This is a genomic window from Burkholderia sp. KCJ3K979 (genome assembly GCF_016759955.1).
GTDB classification, from domain to species: Bacteria; Pseudomonadota; Gammaproteobacteria; order Burkholderiales; family Burkholderiaceae; genus Burkholderia; species Burkholderia orbicola.
Map to the genome: position 1 here is coordinate 17,310 of NZ_JACFYV010000030.1, position 21,481 is coordinate 38,790.

Annotated in this window: 16 protein-coding genes; 6 read left to right on the top strand and 10 right to left on the bottom strand. The window is 68.3% G+C overall.

Going from position 1 to position 21,481, the window contains the following annotated elements; all coding sequences use genetic code 11:
* Positions 1–78: 78 nt before the first annotated feature.
* The 4 genes from H3O04_RS09960 to H3O04_RS09975 all read left to right on the top strand — a co-directional run bounded on the left by H3O04_RS09960 (position 79) and on the right by H3O04_RS09975 (position 7,842).
* The gene (locus H3O04_RS09960) at positions 79–3,492 is read left to right on the top strand and encodes a transglutaminase family protein (protein ID WP_105798233.1); all 3,414 of its coding nucleotides are present in this window, start codon (positions 79–81) and stop codon (positions 3,490–3,492) included.
* Positions 3,493–3,706: 214 nt separating this feature from the next.
* Complete coding sequence (locus H3O04_RS09965) at positions 3,707–6,313, top strand: circularly permuted type 2 ATP-grasp protein (RefSeq protein ID WP_202587607.1); 2,607 nt, start codon at positions 3,707–3,709, stop codon at positions 6,311–6,313.
* The gene (locus H3O04_RS09970; protein ID WP_023477245.1) at positions 6,307–7,392 is read left to right on the top strand and encodes a transglutaminase family protein; all 1,086 of its coding nucleotides are present in this window, start codon (positions 6,307–6,309) and stop codon (positions 7,390–7,392) included. The genes H3O04_RS09965 and H3O04_RS09970 overlap by 7 nt, the downstream gene beginning before the upstream one ends.
* 177 nt (positions 7,393–7,569) lie before the next feature.
* Positions 7,570–7,842 carry a hypothetical protein gene (locus H3O04_RS09975; protein ID WP_027807048.1) on the top strand — a complete coding sequence of 91 codons (273 nt, stop codon included), beginning with the start codon at positions 7,570–7,572 and terminating at the stop codon, positions 7,840–7,842.
* A 69-nt stretch (positions 7,843–7,911) separates the two neighbouring features.
* Here H3O04_RS09975 and pip read toward each other — a convergent pair whose 3' ends face one another.
* Entirely contained in the window at positions 7,912–8,844 is a 933-nt protein-coding gene (gene pip / locus H3O04_RS09980; RefSeq protein ID WP_077179667.1) for a prolyl aminopeptidase, read from the bottom strand.
* Positions 8,845–9,167: 323 nt separating this feature from the next.
* Between pip and H3O04_RS09985 the strand changes: the two genes are divergently transcribed.
* A complete protein-coding gene (locus tag H3O04_RS09985; RefSeq protein ID WP_202587601.1) occupies positions 9,168–10,319 on the top strand; it encodes an acyltransferase family protein in 1,152 nt (383 codons plus the stop codon).
* Positions 10,320–10,348: 29 nt separating this feature from the next.
* Here the strand turns inward: H3O04_RS09985 and H3O04_RS09990 are convergent, their stop codons facing one another.
* The 9 genes from H3O04_RS09990 to H3O04_RS10030 all read right to left on the bottom strand — a co-directional run bounded on the left by H3O04_RS09990 (position 10,349) and on the right by H3O04_RS10030 (position 19,294).
* Entirely contained in the window at positions 10,349–11,170 is an 822-nt protein-coding gene (locus H3O04_RS09990; protein ID WP_202587608.1) for a multidrug ABC transporter ATPase, read from the bottom strand.
* A gap of 122 nt (positions 11,171–11,292) precedes the next feature.
* A complete protein-coding gene (locus tag H3O04_RS09995; RefSeq protein ID WP_077232693.1) occupies positions 11,293–11,865 on the bottom strand; it encodes a hypothetical protein in 573 nt (190 codons plus the stop codon).
* A gap of 202 nt (positions 11,866–12,067) precedes the next feature.
* Positions 12,068–13,132, bottom strand: coding sequence for a 2-aminoethylphosphonate aminotransferase (locus tag H3O04_RS10000; RefSeq protein ID WP_105798231.1), 1,065 nt, complete (start codon positions 13,130–13,132; stop codon positions 12,068–12,070).
* A complete protein-coding gene (aepY, locus tag H3O04_RS10005; protein WP_023477252.1) occupies positions 13,132–14,313 on the bottom strand; it encodes a phosphonopyruvate decarboxylase in 1,182 nt (393 codons plus the stop codon). Before aepY ends, H3O04_RS10000 begins: the two co-directional genes overlap by 1 nt.
* Positions 14,310–15,995: a phosphoenolpyruvate mutase gene (gene aepX / locus H3O04_RS10010; protein ID WP_023477253.1), complete on the bottom strand. Its 1,686-nt coding sequence runs from the start codon at positions 15,993–15,995 to the stop codon at positions 14,310–14,312. Before aepX ends, aepY begins: the two co-directional genes overlap by 4 nt.
* Positions 15,992–16,759: a phosphocholine cytidylyltransferase family protein gene (locus H3O04_RS10015; protein WP_202587602.1), complete on the bottom strand. Its 768-nt coding sequence runs from the start codon at positions 16,757–16,759 to the stop codon at positions 15,992–15,994. The genes aepX and H3O04_RS10015 overlap by 4 nt, the downstream gene beginning before the upstream one ends.
* A gap of 35 nt (positions 16,760–16,794) precedes the next feature.
* Positions 16,795–17,796 carry an HpnL family protein gene (locus H3O04_RS10020; RefSeq protein WP_023477255.1) on the bottom strand — a complete coding sequence of 334 codons (1,002 nt, stop codon included), beginning with the start codon at positions 17,794–17,796 and terminating at the stop codon, positions 16,795–16,797.
* Entirely contained in the window at positions 17,793–18,602 is an 810-nt protein-coding gene (locus H3O04_RS10025) for a HalD/BesD family halogenase (RefSeq protein WP_043888246.1), read from the bottom strand. The genes H3O04_RS10020 and H3O04_RS10025 overlap by 4 nt, the downstream gene beginning before the upstream one ends.
* A complete protein-coding gene (locus tag H3O04_RS10030) occupies positions 18,599–19,294 on the bottom strand; it encodes a CDP-alcohol phosphatidyltransferase family protein (RefSeq protein ID WP_202587603.1) in 696 nt (231 codons plus the stop codon). The genes H3O04_RS10025 and H3O04_RS10030 overlap by 4 nt, the downstream gene beginning before the upstream one ends.
* 655 nt (positions 19,295–19,949) lie before the next feature.
* On the opposite strand from H3O04_RS10030, the gene H3O04_RS10035 reads away from it, so the two are divergent.
* Positions 19,950–21,464 carry an acetyl-CoA hydrolase/transferase family protein gene (locus tag H3O04_RS10035; RefSeq protein ID WP_023477257.1) on the top strand — a complete coding sequence of 505 codons (1,515 nt, stop codon included), beginning with the start codon at positions 19,950–19,952 and terminating at the stop codon, positions 21,462–21,464.
* The last annotated feature ends 17 nt before the right edge of the window (positions 21,465–21,481 follow it).

Below are 21,481 nucleotides of genomic sequence, written 5' to 3' on the forward strand. Positions count from 1 at the left end.
CGCCGCATCCGCCATGCCGGGCCGCCGCGTCGACAGCGACGCGGCGTGCGCGGCCGGCCCAACCCGACTCGAGCTCCCATGTCCATCCACGTCGCGCTGCATCACACCACCCGCTATCGCTACGACCGGCTCGTCAACCTCGGCCCGCAGGTCGTGCGGCTGCGGCCCGCGCCGCATTGCCGGACGCCGATCCTCGCGTATTCGATGACGGTCGAGCCCGCGCAGCACTTCATCAACTGGCAGCAGGACCCTTTCTCGAACTATCTCGCGCGGCTCGTGTTTCCGGAGCGCACCGAGCACTTCGAGATCACGATCGATCTCGTCGCCGAGATGTCGGTGTACAACCCGTTCGACTTCTTCCTCGAAGCGAGCGCGGAGCAATACCCGTTCAGCTATGACGACGCGCTGAAGACCGAGCTCGCGCCGTATCTCGCATGCGACCCGCAGACGAGCGCCGCGCCGCTGTTTCGCGCGTATCTCGACGGCGTGGACCGCACGCCGGCGGGCACCACGAACTTCCTCGTCGCGTTGAACCAGCAGCTCCAGCGCGACATCGGCTATCTCGTGCGGATGGAGCCCGGCGTGCAGACGCCCGCGCAGACGCTCGAGCTCGCGTCCGGCTCGTGCCGCGACAGCGCGTGGCTGCTGGTGCAGCTGTGCCGCCATCTCGGCATCGCTGCGCGCTTCGTGTCGGGTTACCTGATCCAGCTCACGCCCGACGTCAAATCGCTCGACGGCCCGAGCGGCACGTCGGTCGATTTCACCGACCTGCACGCGTGGTGCGAGGTCTACCTGCCGGGCGCCGGCTGGATCGGCTTCGACCCGACGTCCGGCCTGCTCGCCGGCGAAGGGCATATTCCGCTTGCGTGCACGCCGCAGCCGACCAGCGCCGCGCCGGTCGAGGGGCTGATCGACGAGTGCGAGGTGTCGTTCGAGCACGAGATGAGCGTGACGCGCGTGTACGAATCGCCGCGCGTGACGAAGCCATATACGGAATCGCAGTGGGACGCCGTGCTGGCGCTCGGCACGCAGGTCGACGGCGCGCTGGCCGCCGGCGACGTGCGGCTCACGCAGGGCGGCGAGCCGACCTTCGTGTCGATCGACGATCGCGACGGCGCCGAGTGGAACACCGATGCGCTCGGCCCGACCAAGCGCGGCTATGCGACCGAACTCGTGCAGCGGCTGCGCGCCGAATACGGCGAAGGCGGCTTCCTGCATTTCGGGCAGGGCAAGTGGTACCCGGGCGAGCAACTGCCGCGTTGGGCGCTGTCGATCTTCTGGCGCGCGGACGGCCAGCCGGTGTGGCGCGATCCGTCGCTGTTCGCCGACGAGCGCGAGCCGTCCGCGTACACGACCGGCGACGCGAAGCGCTTCATCGATGCGCTCGCCGCGCGGCTGAACCTGACCGGCGAATTCATCCAGCCCGGCTACGAGGACGTCTGGTACTACCTGTGGCGCGAGCGCCGGCTGCCCGTCAACGTCGATCCGTTCGACGCGCGCCTCGACGACGAGCTCGAACGCGCGCGGCTGCGCAAGGTGTTCGAGCAGCAGCTCGACAGCGTGGTCGGCTACGTGCTGCCGGTCAAGCGCACGGACGACACGCCCGGCCTCGACGGGCCGCGCTGGCAGACGGGCCCGTGGTTCTTCCGCGACGAGCGGATGTACCTCGTGCCCGGCGATTCGCCGATGGGCTATCGGCTGCCGCTCGATTCGCTGCCGTGGGCGGCCCGCGCCGACCATCCGTATCTCGTCGAGCGCGATCCGTTCGCGCCGCGCGACGCGTTGCCGGACGCCGCCGCCATGCGCGCCCGCTACGCGGGCCCGGCCGACGCGCCGCGCTATCTGGCCGGCGTGCATCGCGAAGCATCCGCGCAGACGGTGATGCAGTGGCGCGACGATGGCACCGCCACGCGCGGCCGACCGGACTTCGTGGACCCGCATCGCCGGCCCGAGCGCTTCGAATCGGCCGCGTGGATCACGCGCACCGCGCTGTGCGTCGAAGTGCGCAACGGCATCCTGTACCTGTTCATGCCGCCGCTTGCCGCGCTCGAGGATTATCTGGAACTGCTCGGCGCGATCGAGCTGACCGCGCAGGCGCTCGGCGTGAAGCTCGTGCTCGAAGGCTATCCGCCGCCGCGCGACGCACGGCTGAAGCTGCTGCAGGTGACGCCCGATCCCGGCGTGATCGAGGTGAACATCCATCCGGCCGCGAGCTTCGACGAACTCGTCGACCATACCGAATTCCTGTACGACGCCGCGTGGCAGTCGCGGCTGTGCAGCGAGAAGTTCATGGTCGACGGACGGCACGTGGGCACGGGCGGCGGCAACCACTTCGTGCTCGGCGGCGCGACACCGGCCGACAGCCCGTTCCTGCGCCGCCCCGATCTGCTCGCGAGCCTGATCGCGTACTGGCACAACCATCCGTCGCTGTCGTACCTGTTCTCGGGGCTGTTCATCGGGCCGACGAGCCAGGCGCCGCGTGTCGACGAGGCCCGCAACGACCAGCTCTACGAGCTCGACATCGCGTTCGCGGAGATCCAGCGCAACAAGCTGCTGTTCGGGCAGGACATGCCGCCGTGGCTCGTCGACCGCGTGCTGCGCAACCTGCTGATCGACGTGACGGGCAATACGCACCGCAGCGAGTTCTGCATCGACAAGCTGTATTCGCCCGATTCGTCCACCGGCCGGCTCGGCCTGCTCGAACTGCGCGCGTTCGAGATGCCGCCGCATGCGCGGATGAGCATCGTGCAGCAACTGCTGCTGCGCGCGCTGGTCGCGCGCTTCTGGGCCGCGCCGTACACGACGCCGCTCACGCGCTGGGGCACCGCGCTGCACGACCGGTTCATGCTGCCGGAATTTCTTCAGATGGATTTCGACGACGTGCTGGCCGAGCTGCGCGACGCCGGTTTCGCGTTCGATCCGGCGTGGTTCGCGCCGCACTTCGAATTCCGTTTCCCGCTGTTCGGGCAGATCGCGGTGAACGGGATGGAACTGTCGCTGCGCGGCGCGCTGGAACCGTGGCACGTGATGGGCGAGGAGGGCGCGGCCGGCGGCACGGTACGCTACGTCGATTCGTCGGTCGAACGGCTCGAAGTGCGCGTGACGGGGCTGAACGACAACCGGCACGTCGTGACCGTCAACGGCCGCGCGCTGCCGCTGCAACCGACCGGCACCGTCGGCGAATACGTCGCGGGCGTGCGCTACAAGGCGTGGTCGCCGCCGTCGGCGCTGCATCCGACCATCGGCGTGCACGCGCCGCTCACGTTCGACATCGTCGATACGTGGCTGCAGCGCTCGCTCGGCGGCTGCAGGTATCACGTCGCGCATCCGGGCGGGCGCAACTACGCGACGTTCCCGGTCAATGCGTACGAGGCCGAGAGCCGCCGGCTCGCGCGCTTCGTCGAGATCGGGCACACGCCGGGCCGGATGGACGTCGCGGCTGCCTCACCGAGCCGCGAATTCCCGTTCACGCTCGACTTGCGGCGGCCGTGAACGATCGATGACGGGGCGGACGACGATGCGCGGTTCGCGACCTCCGGGCCCACCGGCCGGTCGCGGCGCCGCCGGAATGCTAGGATGCGGGCAGATTGCGGCTCCGCACCGCGGCTTGCCGCCCGAATGGCGGCGTGCATGCGCGGCCGCACCCTGACGACGGAACGATATCGTGCCGCCCATTGACCTCGACCATCCCGCCGCCTTCGACGCGATGCCCACGCTTTTCGATACCGGCGCGCAGCCGGACGCCGCCGAACTGGCCGCCGCGCTCGCGGCGCCGGCCGCTGCCGGCCGCTACGACGAACTGCGCGGCAGCGCGGCCGGCCTGAACGCGCCCGCGCTTGCGCCCGCGTGGCGCAGCTTCTTCACGTCGATCGGCAGCGACGGCGTGGCCGACCTCGATCGCCGCGCCGACGCGCTGCACCGGCGCATGCGCGAGAACGGCCTGTTCTACCAGTTGCACGAGCAGCGCGCCGGCGACGGCGCGGTCGGCCCGTGGTCGCTCGACCTGCTGCCGCTGATCGTCACGCCCGACGACTGGGTCGCGATCGAGCGCGGCGTGCTGCAGCGCGTGCGGCTGCTCAATGCGACGCTGGCCGACCTGTACGGGCCGCAGACGATCCTGGAGCGCGGGCTGCTGCCGCCCGCGCTCGTCACTGGCCACCCCGGCTACCTGCGTGCGATGCGCGGCGCACACGTGCCGGGCGATACGTGGCTGCACGTCGTCGCGTTCGATCTCGCGCGCGGCCCGGACGGCCAGTGGCGGATCGTCGCGCAACACACGCAGGGCGCGGCCGGGCTCGGCTACCTGCTCGAGAACCGGCTGATCGTGTCGCGGCTCTTTCCGCGCGGCTTCCGCGGACTGCGCGTGCAGCGTCTCGCCTCCGCGTACCGCGCGCTGCTGCAAAGCATGCAGTCGCTGAGCCCCGCCGCGAAGAATTCGCGGATCGTGCTGCTGACGCCGGGGCCGCACAGCGCGACCTATTTCGAGCATGCGTATCTCGCGCGCTATCTCGGCCTCACGCTCGTCGAAGGCGGCGACCTGACCGCGCGCGACAACCGCGTATTCCTGAAGACGCTGAGCGGGCTCGAACCGGTGCACGGCATCCTGCGGCGCGTCGACGACGCGTGGCTCGATCCGCTCGAACTGCGGCCCGATTCGATGCTCGGCGTGCCGGGGCTGTTGCAGGCCGTGCGCGCGGGTAACGTGCTGCTCGCGAATGCGCCGGGCTCGGGCTTCCTCGAATCGCCGGCGATGCTCGGCTTCATGCCGCGTCTCGCGGAAGGCCTGCTCGGCGAAACGCTGACGCTGCCGGCCGTGCATTCGTGGTGGTGCGGCGAGGCAGCCGCGTGCGACGACGCGCTGCCGCGGCTCGCGCGCAGCATCGTCAAGGGCGCCTATCCGCCCGACGTGCAGGAAGGCGGTGCATTCGAACCGGTGATCGGCGCGCGGCTCACGCAGGCGCAACTGGCGGAATGGCGCGCGCGGATTCTCGCGCGGCCCGAACATTACACGGTGCAGGCGGATCTGCCGTTGTCGCAGGCGCCGACCTGGCCGCGGCCCGATGCGCCCGACGGCAACGACAGCGCGCGGATCGTGCCGAAGCCGCTGCTGCTGCGCGTGTTCGCGCTCGCCGACGGCGCGCAGCGCTGGCGGCTGTTGCCGGGCGGCCTGTCGCGGGTCGGCACGCGCGACACGCTGTTCAATGCGCCGATGCCGCATGGCGGCAGTACCGTCGATACGTGGGTGATGACCGAGGGCATCGTCGATTCGACGACGCTGCTGCAGACGCACCTCGGCCCCGACGATCTCGTCGAGCGGCCGCGCGCGATCGCGAGCCGCGCGGCCGAGAACCTGTTCTGGCTCGGCCGCTACACCGAGCGCGCGACCAACCTGATGCGCCTGGCGCGTGCCGCGCTCGAACGGCTGCGCGGCGAGGACGACGTCGACAGCCCTGCGCATCTGGAGCTGATCGACACGCTGTGCCGCGACACCGGGCTGATCGCGGCCGACGCGCCGAACGCCGTCGATGCGCCGCGCGCGTTCCAGCATGAGCTGGCGACGTCGCTGACGCGCGGTGCCGACCGCACGTCGGGGATCGCGTCGTGCCTGTTCGGCATGCGCGGCGCGGCGGCCGCGATCCGCGAGCGGCTGTCGAGCGATCAGTGGCGGCTGATCGACGACGCGACGCAACTGTTCGCGGACAGCGCAGGGCAGCCGGAGGCGGAGGAGCAGATCGGCAACGAGGCGCTGCAACTGCTGGAACGTCTCGGCCTGCTGCTCGGCGCGATCACCGGCGCGCAGACCGACAACATGACGCGCGACGACGGCTGGCGCCTGCTGTCGATCGGCCGGCAGATCGACCGGCTCGACTTCCTGTGCAGCGTGCTGAAGTTCGCGTTCGACGAAGGCGCCGTGCATCGGCAGGACGGCTTCGAACTCGTGCTGGAACTGTTCGACAGCACGATCACGTTCCGCTCGCGCTTCCAGCGCGGCTTCGACGTCGCGCCGCTACTGTCGCTCGTCGTTCTCGATACCGACAACCCGCGTTCGCTCGGCTGGGTCGTGCAGGCGCTGCGCGGCCGGCTGACCAAAGTGGAGCGCAGCGAAGGCTATGCGCTGTCCGAACTGGCCGAGACGGTGCCGGACATCCCCGAGTGGTCGCTGCACGAGCTGTGCGAGACCACCGAAGGCGGTCGGCACGACAAGCTGCTGGCCGCGCTCGACACGACGGTGAAGGCGGTCTGGGAGCTGTCGAACCGGATCGGCGAGCGCTATTTCAGCCACGTGCGCGAGGCGGGCAGGACGCTATGGTGACGACGAAAGGCGCGCCGAAAACGCCGGCCGGTGCCGGAAGCGCACGGCAGGCGCCGGCCTCGGCTCCCGTTCCGGCTCCAGCCCAGGCCCAGAGCCAAGGCCAGGCCGCAACGAACGCACCGGCCGCCGTCGCACCGGGCCGGTTGCTGCGCGTCACGCACGACACCGAATACCGTTACGCGGCACGCGTCGAATCGGCGCAGCACCAGGCACGCCTGCAACCGCTCGCGACGCCGCGCCAGCAGGTGCTGTCGTTCTCGCTCGACATCGAGCCCGCACCGGAATCGGTCTGCACCGAACTCGACGCGTTCGGCAATGCACGTGCGTCGTTCGCGCTGAACCTGCCGCACGACACGCTGCTGGTACGCAGCCGCAGCACCGTGCGCGTGACGCCGCCCGCGTGGTCGCTCGGTGCCCGCGGCGAGCCGCCGCCCGCGATCGCGAACCCGGACGCCGCGCAGGCCACCGCGTGGGAGGCCGTGCGCGACCGCTTGCGGTTCCGCGCGGGGCAGCCTTACGACCCGGCGAGCGAATTCTTGTTCGCATCGCCGCACGTGGCGTGCGACCCCGAACTCGCTGCGTACGCGGCCGCGAGCTTCACGCCGCAACGGCCGCTGGTGCAGGCGGCGTGGGATTTGATGCGGCGCGTGCATGCCGATTTCGCGTACACGCCGAACAGCACCGACATCACGACGTCGGCGCTCGACGCACTGCGGCTGCGCAAGGGCGTCTGCCAGGATTTCGCGCACGTGATGATCGGCGCGCTGCGCTCGCTCGGGCTGGCCGCGCGCTACGTCAGCGGCTACCTGCTGACGCAGCCGCCGCCCGGCCAGCCGCGGCTGATCGGCGCCGATGCGTCGCATGCGTGGGTCGAGGTGTACGACCCGGCGTGGCCCGAGGATGGCGGCTGGCTGCAACTCGATCCGACCAACGATCGTGCGCCGGGCGACGACTACGTGATGCTGTCGATCGGGCGCGACTACGCGGACGTGACGCCGCTGCGCGGCGTGATCCGCGGCGGCGGCGCGGATCAGGAGCTGAAGGTCGGCGTGACGGTCGAGCCGCTCGATGCGGCTTGAGGGTGCCGCGGGTCGCGCTTACACGCTTTAAGTCTTCGTTAATTCTGCACGCCTAGCATGGTGATGCCGGCGAACGATTCGGACTCCGGTCCGACGCGCCGGCGGCACGCGCGGGTGCGTCGACGTCACGGCGCCGCGCCGTCGCGCGTCGCCATTTCCATGCAACGGCGGCAGACCATGATCAAGCACTTCGACTACACGCTCGGCAACGAGACGATCGCGCTTTGTGCGAGCTTCGGCGCGGGCCCGGCATTCCGCCGCGTGCTCGTGAGCCGCGCGGATTCGATGGAGACGCTCGTGGTGCTCGACGCGCGCGGGCTGTCAGGCTTGCTGAAGGTCGCGACCGAGGAACCGGAAGGGCTGCTCGACGACGCGATCCGCAAGGTCGGCGACGAACAGCTCGTCGAGCAGGCAATCAGCGGCCGGACGATCGTCGAAGCCGCTTTGTGATCGCGCGGCGCGTGAGCGTGCCGGCAGGCACGGCTGCACATGCCGCGTCGTTTCGCGTTGTTCCGTTGCTCAGGCGGCGAACCGGTCCGTCGCCGCGACCAGCGCTTCGAGAATTCCCGGTTCGTTGTACGCGTGTCCGGCGCCGGGCACGATTTCGAACGTCGCCTCCGGCCACGCCTTCGATAGCTCCCACGCCGTGCGTGCGGGTGTCGCGATGTCGTAGCGGCCCTGCACGATCACGCCCGGAATGCCGGCGAGCCGATGCGCGTCGCGCAGCAACTGGCCTTCCTCGACGAAGCCCTTGTTCACGAAGTAGTGGTTTTCGATCCGCGCGAACGCGAGTGCGTAATGGCCGTCCGCGAAGTGCGCGGCGAGCGCGGGGTCGGGCAGCAGCGTGATCGTGCGGCCTTCCCAGATGCTCCACGCGCGCGCGGCTTCGAGCTTCGCGGCTTCGTCGTCGCCGGTCAGCCGACGATGGTAGGCGGCCATCAGGTCGCCGCGCTCGGCTTCCGGAATCGGTGCAAGGAAGTCCTCCCAGTGATCGGGGAACAGCCACGACGCGCCTTCCTGGTAGTACCACAGCAATTCCGCGCGACGCATCGTGAAGATGCCGCGCACGATCAGCGCGCTCACGCGTTCGGGGTGCGTCTCGGCGTACGCGATCGCCAGCGCGCTGCCCCACGAGCCGCCGAACACCAGCCATTGCTCGGCGCCGACCATCTCGCGCAGGCGTTCGATATCGGCGACCAGATCCCATGTCGTGTTGTTCTCGAGGCTCGCGTGCGGCATCGAGCGCCCGCAGCCGCGCTGGTCGAACAGCAGGATGTCGTAGCGCTCGGGATCGAACAGGCGGCGATGGTCGGGGCCGCAGCCGGCGCCGGGGCCGCCGTGCAGGAACACGGCGGGCTTGCCGGCCGGGTTGCCGCAGCGCTCCCAGTAGATGCGGTGGCCGTCGCCGGTGTCGAGGTGGCCGTGGGCGTAAGGTTCGATCGGTGGGTACACAGGCAGGCTCCGGGTGAGGGGCGAGAGGGGGCGGACGACGCGCGGGCCGGTGTGCGGGCGGCAAGGTACTGCGAAGCGTGCTGCGCCGCAAAATTCGTTGCGTGGGCATCGGACCGGCCGCCGCCGGACAAGGCTTGTCATTATGCCCATTCACCGCGCCGGACGTCGGCACGTTGTGGCGGGGCGTCCGTCGCTGGCGGTATGTGCGCCACGGATTTTTGAAGCAATTTCATTCCGATATTTTTCATACAAAATCCCGGCGGCAGGTCGATCGGGCCGCCCGCCAACCCCTGTTTCTCCACCGTGCCAACGGAAACCAGCCGATGAACCATCGCGTCACGCAGTTGACCGGGTTGCGCGCCGTCGCGGTCGCGATGGTCGTCGTCGGTCATGCCGAGCATGTGCTGCCCGGCGGCTATACGGGCTGGTATGCGCCGTTGCGGCTGATCGCCGACGGCCGGCTCGGCGTGCTGATCTTCTTCGTGCTGAGCGGTTTCCTGATCACCAACGTGCTGCGCGCCGAGTTCGCGCGCACGGGCGGTATCGCGTTGACGTCGTTCTACGTGCGCCGCGCACTGCGGATCTGGCCGGCTTGCTACGTGTATCTCGCGGCCGTCGCGATCATGGCGTTCGCCGGCGGGTTCGACGTCGATCGCCGGCAGTGGCTCTATGCGGCGCTGCATCTCTGGAATTACTCGGCATGGTTCGGGCTGACTGGCGACAACGCGCTGCATCCGGACGGCGCGTGGTACCTCGGCCATTTCTGGTCGCTCGCGCTCGAGGAGCAGTTCTACTGGTTCTGGCCGCTGCTGTTCGTGTTCGGCATCCGGCGCGCCGGCACGCGCTGGCTGGCCACGCTGATCCTGATTGTGCCGATGGTGCGCGCCATCACGTATTTCGTTGCGCCGACGCTGCGCGGCCAGCTCGGGATGATGCTGCACACGGGCGTCGACCCGATCCTGATCGGCTGCTGTGCGTCGCTCAACCGCGAACGGCTCGAAGCGTGGATCGGTTCGTGGCGCGGCGAGGCGCGCATCGTGACGACGCTCGTGTTCGTCGTGCTGCTCGGCATGCCGCTCGCCGAACACCGGCTCGGCGGCTTCTGGAATGCGACGTACGGCGTGACGCTCGAAGCCGCGCTGATCGCGATCGTGATCGTCGTGCTGAATTTTCGCGGCGAGTTCTGGTGCGCGCGCTGGCTGCGCGCCGGGCCGGTGGTGTTCGTCGGCACGATTTCGTTCAGTCTCTATCTGTGGCAGCAGCCTTTTGCGAACCCGGGCCTGCCCGTGCCGCATGGGTTTCCGCTCGGCATCGTGTGGGCGCTGATGGCCGCGACCGCCAGCTATTTCCTCGTCGAAAAACCGTTCCTGCGGCTGAAGGATCGCTATACGGCGCGCGAGGGACGACGCGTGCGGGACGACGCGTTGCGGATGCCGGCGCCGACCGAGGCGATCGGGCCGAAGGTGGTGGAGTAGGAGGGCGGGGCGGCGTCGCGCCCGCGGCATTACTTGAAGCGTTGCATCGCGGCCGGCGAATACCAGAAGTTCCGGAACATGTCGATTCCATAGGACTTGCCGTCGTAGTGGACGATCGTGCGCGCCGTGCGCTTGCCCGTATCCGAGTAATCGCCGTTCTTGCGCTGCGTCTTCGTGATGTGCGCGGTGATCGACAGGTCGGCGAAGCCGTGGCTCGACGTTTTCTCGACGGCGATCGTCATGCGGGCCTCTTCGCTGCGCGCATCGCCTGTACCTGGGCCGCAGGCGTCGCCTTCGACGCTGACCCAGCCGTACAGATTCGTGCCGAACACCGGGCGGATACGGCCGCCTTCACGCACCCACAGTGTCAACTCTTCACTGGTGCTGGCATCCGGGCAACTCGGCCCGCGCGCGCTGCTCGTAAACACAACGCCGAACGCGCGCACGTCGGGCGACAGACGGTAGGGCGCCGTGTCGATGCGATAGCTGTTCTCGCCGATCTCCGTCGCCGAATCTTCTTCGACCACCGACCGATCGGCCGCCACGACCTTGCCGCCTTCGACGAGCGCGACGACCTGCAGCTTTTTGCTTTCGTCCGGGTTCTTGCTCTTCGGCAACGAATCGAACGCGACGGCCGCGATCGTTGTGTCAGGGGCGTTCGGCATGGCCTTGCACGCCGACGCGACGACGAGCCGGTCCGCGTCGCGCGTGGCGATGCGTGCGCTCGCGATGCCGGCCCAGCGGGCGACGGCCGTGACGGTTTCGTCGTCGCAAGGAGGATTGTCGGCGGCGTGAACAGTAGGAGCGGCGGCCAGCGCGAGCAGTGGGACGAGGCGAAGGCGTGCGGCCATGGGCATCATTGAAACAGTGTCGCGGGTTTCAAGGGAGGGCGCTCGTCGGCCTGAAGCCCGCTTTCCGAGCCGCGACGATCGCTCGTCGCTTTTCGGCGAGGGACGGACATCGCGTGATGCGCTCATTGCTTCTGCTTCGCTGCGACAGGTGTATCGCTCGTCTGTAGTCCATGCCGCCGAAGGACGATGGAAACGATCGACCACATCTGATTGTTGACTTGCTGAGATAGCGTGGCCATATAGTGCGTCGTATCGCTGTCTCGCATCGCGATCGTCCACCTTTGCATGACCGGATCCTGAAGCATTGCGATGAGATGCCGGAGTTCATCGTCCGAGAATCTTGCGTTCTTGATGAAACGTCTTGCCAGAAGCGCCTGCTCGCCGTATCCGGATCGGATTTTGTTCGAGATGATTTCATCGACGTCGGCGCGGACGGATTGCCAAGTATTGGCCGGAACATCTGCATTGAATCGCTTGGACGCATCGATCAGATAACCGGCCATGGTCTTTTCCATGCTGGCAGGATCTCCACGCTCGGTCAGCGCGACCGCTTGATCGATCAGGGCCTCGGTCGCGGCGTCGCTCTGCGCGGCGTGAGCGTGCCCACTCGGAAAGACGACGAACAGCGATGCCGCGATGACTCCCGCTCGGGAGAAGGCGACACGATTCCTGATCATGGACTTCCAGTCGTTCATTGTGGGAATTTGCATTGCCCTACACGTTGTGCGGTGAATTAAAAATTCGAGGATGCGTGATGGAGGTGCGACCGCGGGCAAATTCTACACACGATGTCCCATTTGACCGAACCCGAACGCGCTGTCTCACATCCGCCGGGAACCCCGGCACAAATGAAAAAGGCCCTTGCGGGCCTTTCGTCGACGAAGTTACAGACAACGCTTACCGCGTCAACGCCGTAAACCCTTCCAGCAACCGCTCGACATCGGCCGCCTGAATCGCGCCCATCGTCGAGATCCGGAACAGCTCCTTCGACAGCCCGCCTTGCCCGGCATAAATCACGAAGCCACGCGCCTTCAACCCGTCGTGCAGCGTCTCGTACGTGACACCCTGCGGCAACCGATACGCACGCAGCACGACCGATGAAGCGCCTTCCGGCAGCACCAGCGGCATCCCGCGCGCGGCAAGCCCTGCCTGCGCCTGATCGGCAAGCGCCTTGTAATGCGCATGCCGCGCACGCCAACCGCCGGCCTCATCAAACTCACGCAACGCCTCGACGAGCGCGTAATACGCATGCACGGACGGCGTAAACGGCGTATTTCGCTGATCCTGCAGCTTCGCAAGCCGCCCGAGATCGAGATAATAAGTGCGGCTCGCAGCCTTCGCGAGCGCGCTGCGGCGCACGATCACGAACGCCGCGCCCGGCACGCCGTGCAGGCACTTGTTCGCGGTCGCGGCAACCGCATCGATGACGCCGCCTGCAAAATCGATCGCTTCCGCGCCGAAGCTGCTGACGCCGTCCACGAGCATCTTCACGCCGCGCGCACGGCACACTTCTGCAATCGCGCCGAGATCGTTCAGCCGGCCCGTCGTCGTTTCATGATGGATCACCGCGACGTGCGAATACCCACCCGCATCGAGCTTCGCCCCGATCTGCGCGAGATCGGGCGCCTGCATCCATTCATGCTTCAACACGTCATGCGCGATGCCGTACTGCGTGGCGATCTGCGTGATCCGCTCGCCGTACACGCCGTTCTCGATCACGAGCAGCTTGCCGTCCTGCGGCACGAGCGCCGCGATCATGCTTTCGACGGCAGCCGTGCCCGAGCCCGTCATCAGCACGGCGGCCCATTCGGCCGGATCGAGTTCGTACGCGGCGACGAGGCGCGCGCGCGCTTCGTCCTGCAGGTCGAAGAATTCGCTTTCGCGATGGCACAGATCGGGTTGCAGCAGGCTGCGGCGCACGCGTTCGGAGAGCGTGACCGGGCCGGGGTTCAGCAGCAGCATCAATGGGCTCCTTCAACGTGGGCTTCGGTCTGCGCGGCGCCGATGTGCCGCATCAGACGGGTCTTGACCTCGACCGGCGTGACGGTCGGGCGGGGCAGGCCGTCGGGTACGCCCGTGCGGATCGCCACGCGAACGAATTGCGCACCGTCACTCGTTGCGGCGAGCGTCGCATCGAGCACGTCGAGCGTATCGCCTTCGACCGCCGACGCGTAGCCGCACGCGGCCGCGACACCCGCGAACGACACGTGCTGCGACACCGTCGCCTGGCCGCCCGTCGATTCGTGCGCGCCGTTGTCGAGCAGCACGTGCGTGAGATTGGCCGGGCCGTAGGTGCCGAGCGTCGCGAACACGCCCATGCGCATCAGCGCGGCGCCGTCGCCGTCGACGGCCACCACGTGCAGGTCGGGGCGCGCGAGCGCGAGGCCGAGCGCGAGCGGCGTCACGCAGCCCATCGAGCCGACCATGTACAGCTGGTTCGGGCGATCGTCGAGTGCGTAGAGCTCGCGACCGCAGAAACCGGTCGACGCGAGCACGACGGTCGAATCGACCGGCGTATGCGCGATCACGCGCTGCAGCGCGTCGTGACGGGTCGGCCACGCGTCGGTCGATGCGGCGTGCGACGCCGATTGCGCGGCGACGTGCGCACGCGGCTTCGCGGCCGGGTTCGCCTTCAGCTCATACGGCGCGACGCTGCCTTTCTGCATCACGAGCGCGTACGGGCGGCCCGTTTCGTCCATGTGCGCGATCGCGCGGTCGAGTGCCGGGCCGACCTGTTCGGGGTCGGTCGGGAACGTCTCCCACGGGATCTCCATCGTGTCGAGCATCGCGGGCGTGATCGGGCCCATCAGTGCGTGCTGCGGCTCGTCGGCCACGCCCGGCTGGCCGCGCCACGTGACGATCAGCAGTTGCGGCAGGCGGAACGTCCACGTGAGCGACGTGAGCGGGCTCACCGCGTTGCCGAGGCCCGAGTTCTGCATCATCGCGATCCCGCGCTTGCCGCCGAGCGTCGCGCCCGCGATCAGCGCGACCGCGTCGCCTTCGTTCGCGGCCGACACATAGTGCAGCGTAGGGTCCTGCAACACGTAATTGATGAACGGCGTCAGGTACGAGCAGGGCACGCCCGCGTACCAGTCGAAGCCGCGTTCGCGCGCGGCTTCGACGAACTGGGCCGCTTCGATCATTGCGCGCCCCCGTTGCCGGTGCCCGGTTCCGACAGCGGCGTCTGGCCGTGCGCGAAGTCGCCCGCGCGGCGGAAGTCTTCCAGATCGTTGACGCCGCGCCAGTGGCCGTGCACGTACTGCACCTCGATCTTCTCGCCGGCGGCGATCAGTTCGTTCAGCAGCGACGGAATGTCGAGCGTGTCGAAATCAGGACGCGCCTGCAGCGTCGCGAGCATCGCCTTCAGGCGATCGACGCCCGCGCCGCGCACGTTCAGCAGGCCGATCCAGCGGCCGTGCGGCGTGCCCGTGGCGACGTCGCTCGACACGCGTTGCAGGTAGGTCTTCTGGCCGAACAGGCCGCGATCGTCGGCCGCCGAGCAGAGGGCGAAGTCGCGCACGCTCTGGTTGGTCTCGGTGAGCGACGAATCGACCACCACGCTGAACTCGGCCTCGCTCTCCGCGAGGTCGCGCACGATGTAGCTGCGGAACAGCAGGTCGCCGTACGAGATCACGGTGTCGCCGGTCAGGCGTTCGGCCGCGCAGGCGAGCGACGCGAGCTCGCCCGTTTCCGCGTGGCGTTCGTTGACGACGAGCTTGATGCCCGACGTGTCGATCGCGTCGGCGCGATAGCCGCCGACCACGGTGATGTCGTTCACGCCGTGCGTCTTGAAGCCGTCGACGAGCCAGCGCAGCAGCGGCTTGCCGGCGACCGGCAGCATGACCTTCGGCTTGTCTTCGGTCACGGCTTCGAGGCCCTTGCCGCGGCTCGCGGCGAGCACGATCGCGGCATTCGACGCGCGCGACGACGACGACAGGTAGATCCGCTCGGCGGCCGAGTACTCGTCGGCGTCCTGCAGGCGGAAGATCTCGTTGACCGATGCCACGCGGTCCTCGACGTTGATCAGCGTTTCGCTCTCGTGGATCTCGCGCGCGGTCGCCTGCATCGCGGATGCCGACGCGCGGATCAGGTGGTTCGCCCAGATCACGGTGCTGATGCCGGCCTGGCGGAACACGTCGGTCGGCGTGCTGTAGTACTTGGTCGGCACGATCACGAGCGGTGCCTTGCCGCTCCATTCACGTGCGAACTGCAGGATCTCGTCGGGGCGCGACAGCTTGCTGTGAATCAGGATCGCGTCGGCGCCCGCTTCCGCATACGCGTTCGCGCGGCGCAGCGCCTCGTCCATCCCCCAGCCTGCGATCAGCGCCTCGACGCGCGCGACGATCGAGAAGTCGGGATCGGTCTGCGAATCCTTGCCGGCCTTGATCTTGCCGCAGAATTCGTCGATTTCCGCGAGCGGCTGGCGCTCGCCGCCGATGAAGCTGTTCGTCTTCGGGAACTGCTTGTCCTCGATGCACACGCCCGCGATGCCGCGCTGTTCGAGCTTCTTCACGAGGCGGCGCACGTTGTTGAAGTTGCCGTAGCCGGTGTCGCCGTCGAGCAGGATCGGCAGGTCGCTCGCGTCGGCCATGAATTCGAGCACGTCGACGACCTGGGTCCAGCTCGCTTCGTTGTTGTCGCGCACGCCGAACTGCGCGGAGATCGCGAGGCCCGAGGCCCAGATGCCCTTGAAGCCGGCCTCGCGGACGATCCGCGCGGACAGGCCGTTGTGCGCTTCCATCAGGAATTCGAGATCGCTGCTGACGAGCATGCGGCGCAGGCGCGCGCTGCGTGATTCGGTGAAGTTGGGTTCGCGTGCGTTCATCGTGCGGCTCCGGCGGTGGTGCGTTGAATCAGGGGAAGAATGTCTTGCGTCGCGCGTGCGACGTCGTTCGGGAAATCGATCTCGATCCACGGCAAGCCGGTGACGTCGGCGACGTCGAACGAATGGCCGCCTTCGAGCAGCAGGTCGCGCACGGCTTCCTCGTGCGGCATGTTCGCGCGGCCGCTGTCGACGTAGCCCGCGACGAGGGTCGCGAGGCGGCGCGCGGTGCCTTCGGTGAAGCGGAAGAAGCCGACCGATTCGCCGATCGTGTCGTAGTCGAGGTCGACCGCGAGCTGCTTGCGCAGCTCGACCGGCACGCCGTTCTTCAGGCACAGCTTGACGGGTTCGTCGCCGGCCTCGAAGTCGCGGTCGATCAGCAGGCGGTCGACCGACTTGTCGGCGTCGGCCACCAGCGCGTGCAGGATGTTCTCGTCGTACAGCACGTCCGCGTCCATCAGCAGCACGTCGCCGCCGCGCGTCATCGCATCGGCGACGGTATGCACGGTCAGCACGCTGCCGAGGTCGTAGCGGTCGTTGATCACGATCTCGGCGGTGCGGCCGAGGCGCTTCAGTTCCTGCTCGACCTTCTCGTGCTGGAAGCCGAGCCCGAGCACGATTTCATCGACGCCCGCGGCGTCGAGCACGCGCAGATGGCGCTCGAGCAGCGACACGTCGTCGAAGCGCAGCAGGCACTTCGGGAACTGCGCCTCGGGCGGTTGTTGCAGGCGCAAGCCGAGGCCTGCCGCAAGAATGATGGCTCGCATGGGTTCTCCAACCAAAAAGCCGGCGATCTGAACGATCAGTCGGCGAGCGGCTGCGGCGCACGGCGCCGCTGCCAGTTTCTTTCACTGAAATGCAGATAGAGCAGGCCGGGCAGGCCGAGCGCGAGTTCGCGCGCGCGCTTCGCGAGCGACAGCGCGAGCGCCGCGTCGGGCGGCAAGCCGACCAGCGGCGCGAGCAGCAGGTAGCCGCCTTCCTGCGCACCGAGCGAGCCCGGGATCGCGAAGGCCGCGCCGCGAATCGCCTGGCCGACGCTTTCGAGCAGCAGCGCGTCGAGCCAGCTCACCGGATGCCCGAGGAAGTGCAGCGCGAGCCACACTTCCGCGGTGCCGACGATCCAGCCGGCGAGACTCAACGCGAAGGTCTTCGCGACCTTCGCGCGATCGCGGTACAGCGCGCCGACCGCGTCGTCGATCGCATCGGCGCGCGTGGCCAGCGACGACCAGTCGCGCGGGCCGAGCAGCTTCGACGCGAGGCGCAGGCCGCGGCCGAACAGCCCGCGCCGCTGCGCCGCGTAGAACGCGACGGCGAGCGCGCCGAGCACGCCGGTGGCGATCAGCGCGGGCGTGCGCAGATACGCGACCGATTCGTGCGTCGCGTACAGGCTGAACGCGGCGATGCCGATCAGCGCGAATGCCATCTGCGAGAGCGCCTGCATCGTCGTGCTGACGGTCACGGCGGCGGCCGCGTCGGCCATCCGCGTGCCGCGCTGCGCGAGGTGGCGTACCATCAGCACCGGGCCGCCGATCTGCCCGGCGGGCAGCAGGCTGTTCACCGATTCGCCGACCCAGCGGGCGCGCAGCGCGTTGCCGAGTTCGGCGCCCGGCTGCCCGCGGCGGAACATCACGGAGATCGCGACCGCGTCGATCGCGAGCGGCACGACGTGGAACGCCGCGACGAGCGCGAGGCCCCAGCCGGCCGCGAGGAACGTGGACGCGACCGCGCCGACGCCCTGCCAGGCCAGCAGTGCGATGAAGAGTGCGGTCCCGAGGGACAGCAGGATGAGGCCCGCGCGTGTCATGACCCGCTCGTGCGTCGCGTCGCCAGTTGCTTGAACACCTGGCGGAAACCGAAATACGCGATCGCGTCCTTCATGTTCGAGATGAAGCGCTTCCACGGCCGCATGCCGGGGTTCGTCACGTATTCGAACGTGAGCGATACGCGCATCTCGTTCTGGCCGAGCGGCGTGATGCGGTGGCGCAGCTTGTCGCCGTCGAACAGCACGATGCCGCCGTCGGCGATCTGCACGGAGCCCGGTTCGTCGGCGACGTCCGGGTTGCGCGTATGCAGCTCGTAGTCGAGCCGGCACGACGATTCGTCGATCACGCCGATCAGCAGCGTGTAGCGCCGGCCGTCGTAGTACGACGTGTCGTAGTGCCAGCCGATGTGGTCGCCGGGCTTCGTGTAGTAATACAGCGCGTACGCGTGCGGATCGTCGGCCGGCGACAGCATCAGCTTGTCGCCGGTGATCTTCTCGAGGAAGGAGATGAGTGCCTTCGAGCGATACAGCTCGGCGATGTAGGGTGCCTGCTCGTCGATCGTATGGCGGCTGACGCTGCCGCCCTGCTTGTGGCCGGGCAGGTAATTGCGGTTCAGGCCGGCCTGCATCGCGCGGGCAGCGTTCGCCAGCTTCGCGTGCGCGTCGGCCGGCAGGAAGGCGTCGAGATAGAGGAACGAGCCCTGGCGCGTGTAGTCGCCGCGCAGGCGGTCGAGGTCGAGCTGGCCGACGCAGTCGGCCACGGTGCGATCGGGATCGGCCGCGGCCGCGCGCACGGGCGCGGGGCGTGCCGGGCTCAGCACGGAATCGTCGCGCGTGCTAGGAGTCATTTGGAAGCCTGGATTTCGGTTGGGTTCTGCGCGGCCGGGTTCTGCGGAAGGTTGCCGCGCCGCACGATGCGCCACCAGTCGATCACGACCCAGGCGGCGAACAGCGGGGCGCCGATCGACGCCGCGAGCAGGAACGGCCCGACGCCGTCCACGAGCGTCACGATCGGCAGCAGGTACAGCACGTCTTCGGTCTCGAAGCCGCCGGCGAACGCCTGCTTGGTGCCGGCCTTGCCGGCGATCGACTCGATCCGCATGCGCAGGAAGAAAATCAGGGCGACGGCCGCACCGGCCACCGCGCCGAGCAGCACCGGCGACGCGGCCATCTGGCCGCCCTGGGCGACGATGCCGACGCCCATGCTGACGAACAGCGCGACCGTCACGAGCGCATCCGCCGCGAGGTCGTAAAAATGACCGATCTTGCTGGACTTGCCGCTGATGCGTGCGAGTTCGCCGTCGGTGTGGTCGACGAAGTTCGACAGCACGATCAGGAACGCGCCGGCATTGCTCCAGCCGAAGCCGCCGTGCGCGAGGCACCAGGCGCCGGCGAGGCCGATCAGCAGACGAAGGGTAGTGAGGTGATTCGGGGTGACCGGCGTATCGACGAGCGGTCGGACAAGCGAGCGCGCGAGCCGCGCATCCCAGGTGCGTGGCGGGGGCGGCTCGGGTCGTGTGGCGGTTTTTCTTTGGTCCATCGGCGAAATATATACGGAATTGTAATTTGGTGCTTTTTATTCGATCAATGTCCTGACATACGGGAGTGTTACCGCGTCTTGCAGGCATCGGCCGGTTCAAAAACGCACGTGCGAACGGAGCGGCCAACCGGGCCGCCGGACCCGTCTTCCAGTGTGGTCCTCATCGCGCCGCTGTCAAGGCCGGACGGGCCTCGCAGGCCGATCCGACCGGGGTTTTCGCGCCGGTCGGCTGGTGTCGCGCAGCGCACGCGACCTTGATCTCCGTCAGGCCCGGAAAAGCCGCATCGGGCGACAATCGGCCGCGCCGGACTGGTATCGGCGATTGCCGGGCCAAAGGCGGCCAATGTCGATGCAAATCGGTCGATTGACGCGCGCCGGTCGGCGATCGAGAACCGGCGATTCGCCCGATGCTTTCACGTGCCTTTCGCGTGCACCCGGCGCGGGCGGATCGCCTGTCACAGAACGGTCGTTCGATACCCGGCAAATCCGGCAAGGATCTTTTGCATCCAGCGGACATTTCGCAGCGATGGCCTCTGCGATACTCCGGACCGTGCCCGTGGTGCCGGGCCGCCCCTCGCGGCCCCAAGGGCTTCGCGTCGCTCAGGAGACACCCCCCGCGACGTCAACGACAGACCCAAGCGTCAGATAACCAGCCATGTCTTCTTCACGCATCCTCGCTCCCGCCCTGCGTTCGCTCGTCCGCACCGCCGACGAAGCCGCCGCGCTGATCCGCCCCGGCATGACCGTCGCCATGAGCGGCTTCACCGGGTCGGGCTATCCGAAGGCCGTGCCGACCGCGCTGGCCGCCCACATCGACGCGGCGCACGCGCGCGGCGAGGACTTCCGGATCAACGTGCTGACGGGCGCGTCGACCGCACCGGAACTCGACGGCGCGCTCGCCCGCACCAACGGCATCTCGATGCGGCTGCCGTACCAGTCCGACCCGACGTTGCGCGACAAGATCAACGGCGGCGAAGTCGATTACCAGGACGTCCACCTGAGCCACGTCGCGCAATACGCGTGGTTCGGGCTGTACGGCGATCTCGACGTCGCGATCGTCGAGGTCGCGGGCATCCGCGAGGACGGGCTGCTGATCCCGTCCGCGTCGATCGGCAACAACAAGACCTGGCTAGAGCGCGCGAAGCACGTGATCCTCGAAGTGAATGCGCGGCAGCCGCTCGGCCTCGACGGGATGCACGACATCTATTACGGCACCGCGCTGCCGCCGCACCGCAAGCCGATTCCGCTGACGAAGAGCGACGACCGGATCGGCGAGCCGTACCTGCGCTGCCCGGCCGACAAGATCGTCGCGATCGTCGAGACCGACGCGCCCGATCGCAGCAATGCGTTCAGCGCGCCGGATGCGACGTCCAAGCAGATCGCGCTGCAACTGATCGACTTCCTGCGCCACGAAGTAAAGCGCGGCCGCCTGCCGGAAAACCTGCTGCCGCTGCAGTCGGGCGTCGGCAACATCACGAACGCGGTGCTCGCGGAGCTCAGCTCGGCCGGCTTCTCGAACCTGACGGCCTACACCGAGGTGATCCAGGACGGCATGCTCGACTTGCTCGACGACGGCACGCTGAGCTTCGCGTCGGCCACCGCGCTGTCGCTGAGCCCGGCCGCCGTGCAGCGTTTCGCCGACGAAATCGCGACGTTCCGCGAGAAGATCGTGCTGCGCCCGCAGGAGATCAGCAACCATCCGGAGCTCGTGCGCCGGCTCGGCTGCATCGCGATGAACGGGATGATCGAAGCCGACATCTACGGCAACGTGAACTCGACCCACGTGATGGGCACGAAGATCCAGAACGGCATCGGCGGCTCGGGCGACTTCGCGCGCAACGGCTACCTGTCGTGCTTCATGTCGGCGAGCACCGCGAAGGGCGGGGCGATCTCGCGGATCGTGCCGATGGCGAGCCACGTCGACCATACCGAGCACGATGTCGCGGTGGTCGTCACCGAGCAGGGGCTGGCCGACCTGCGCGGCCTGTCGCCGAAGCAGCGCGCGCGCAAGATCATCGCGACCTGCGCGCACCCGGACTACCGCCCGATGCTCGAGGACTACTTCGAGCGGGCGTCGCGCGACAGCTTCGGCAAGCACACGCCGCACCTGCTCGCCGAGGCGCTGTCGTGGCACGAGCGCTACGTGCGCACCGGGACGATGAAGGCCTGACGCGGCCTCGGACGGGC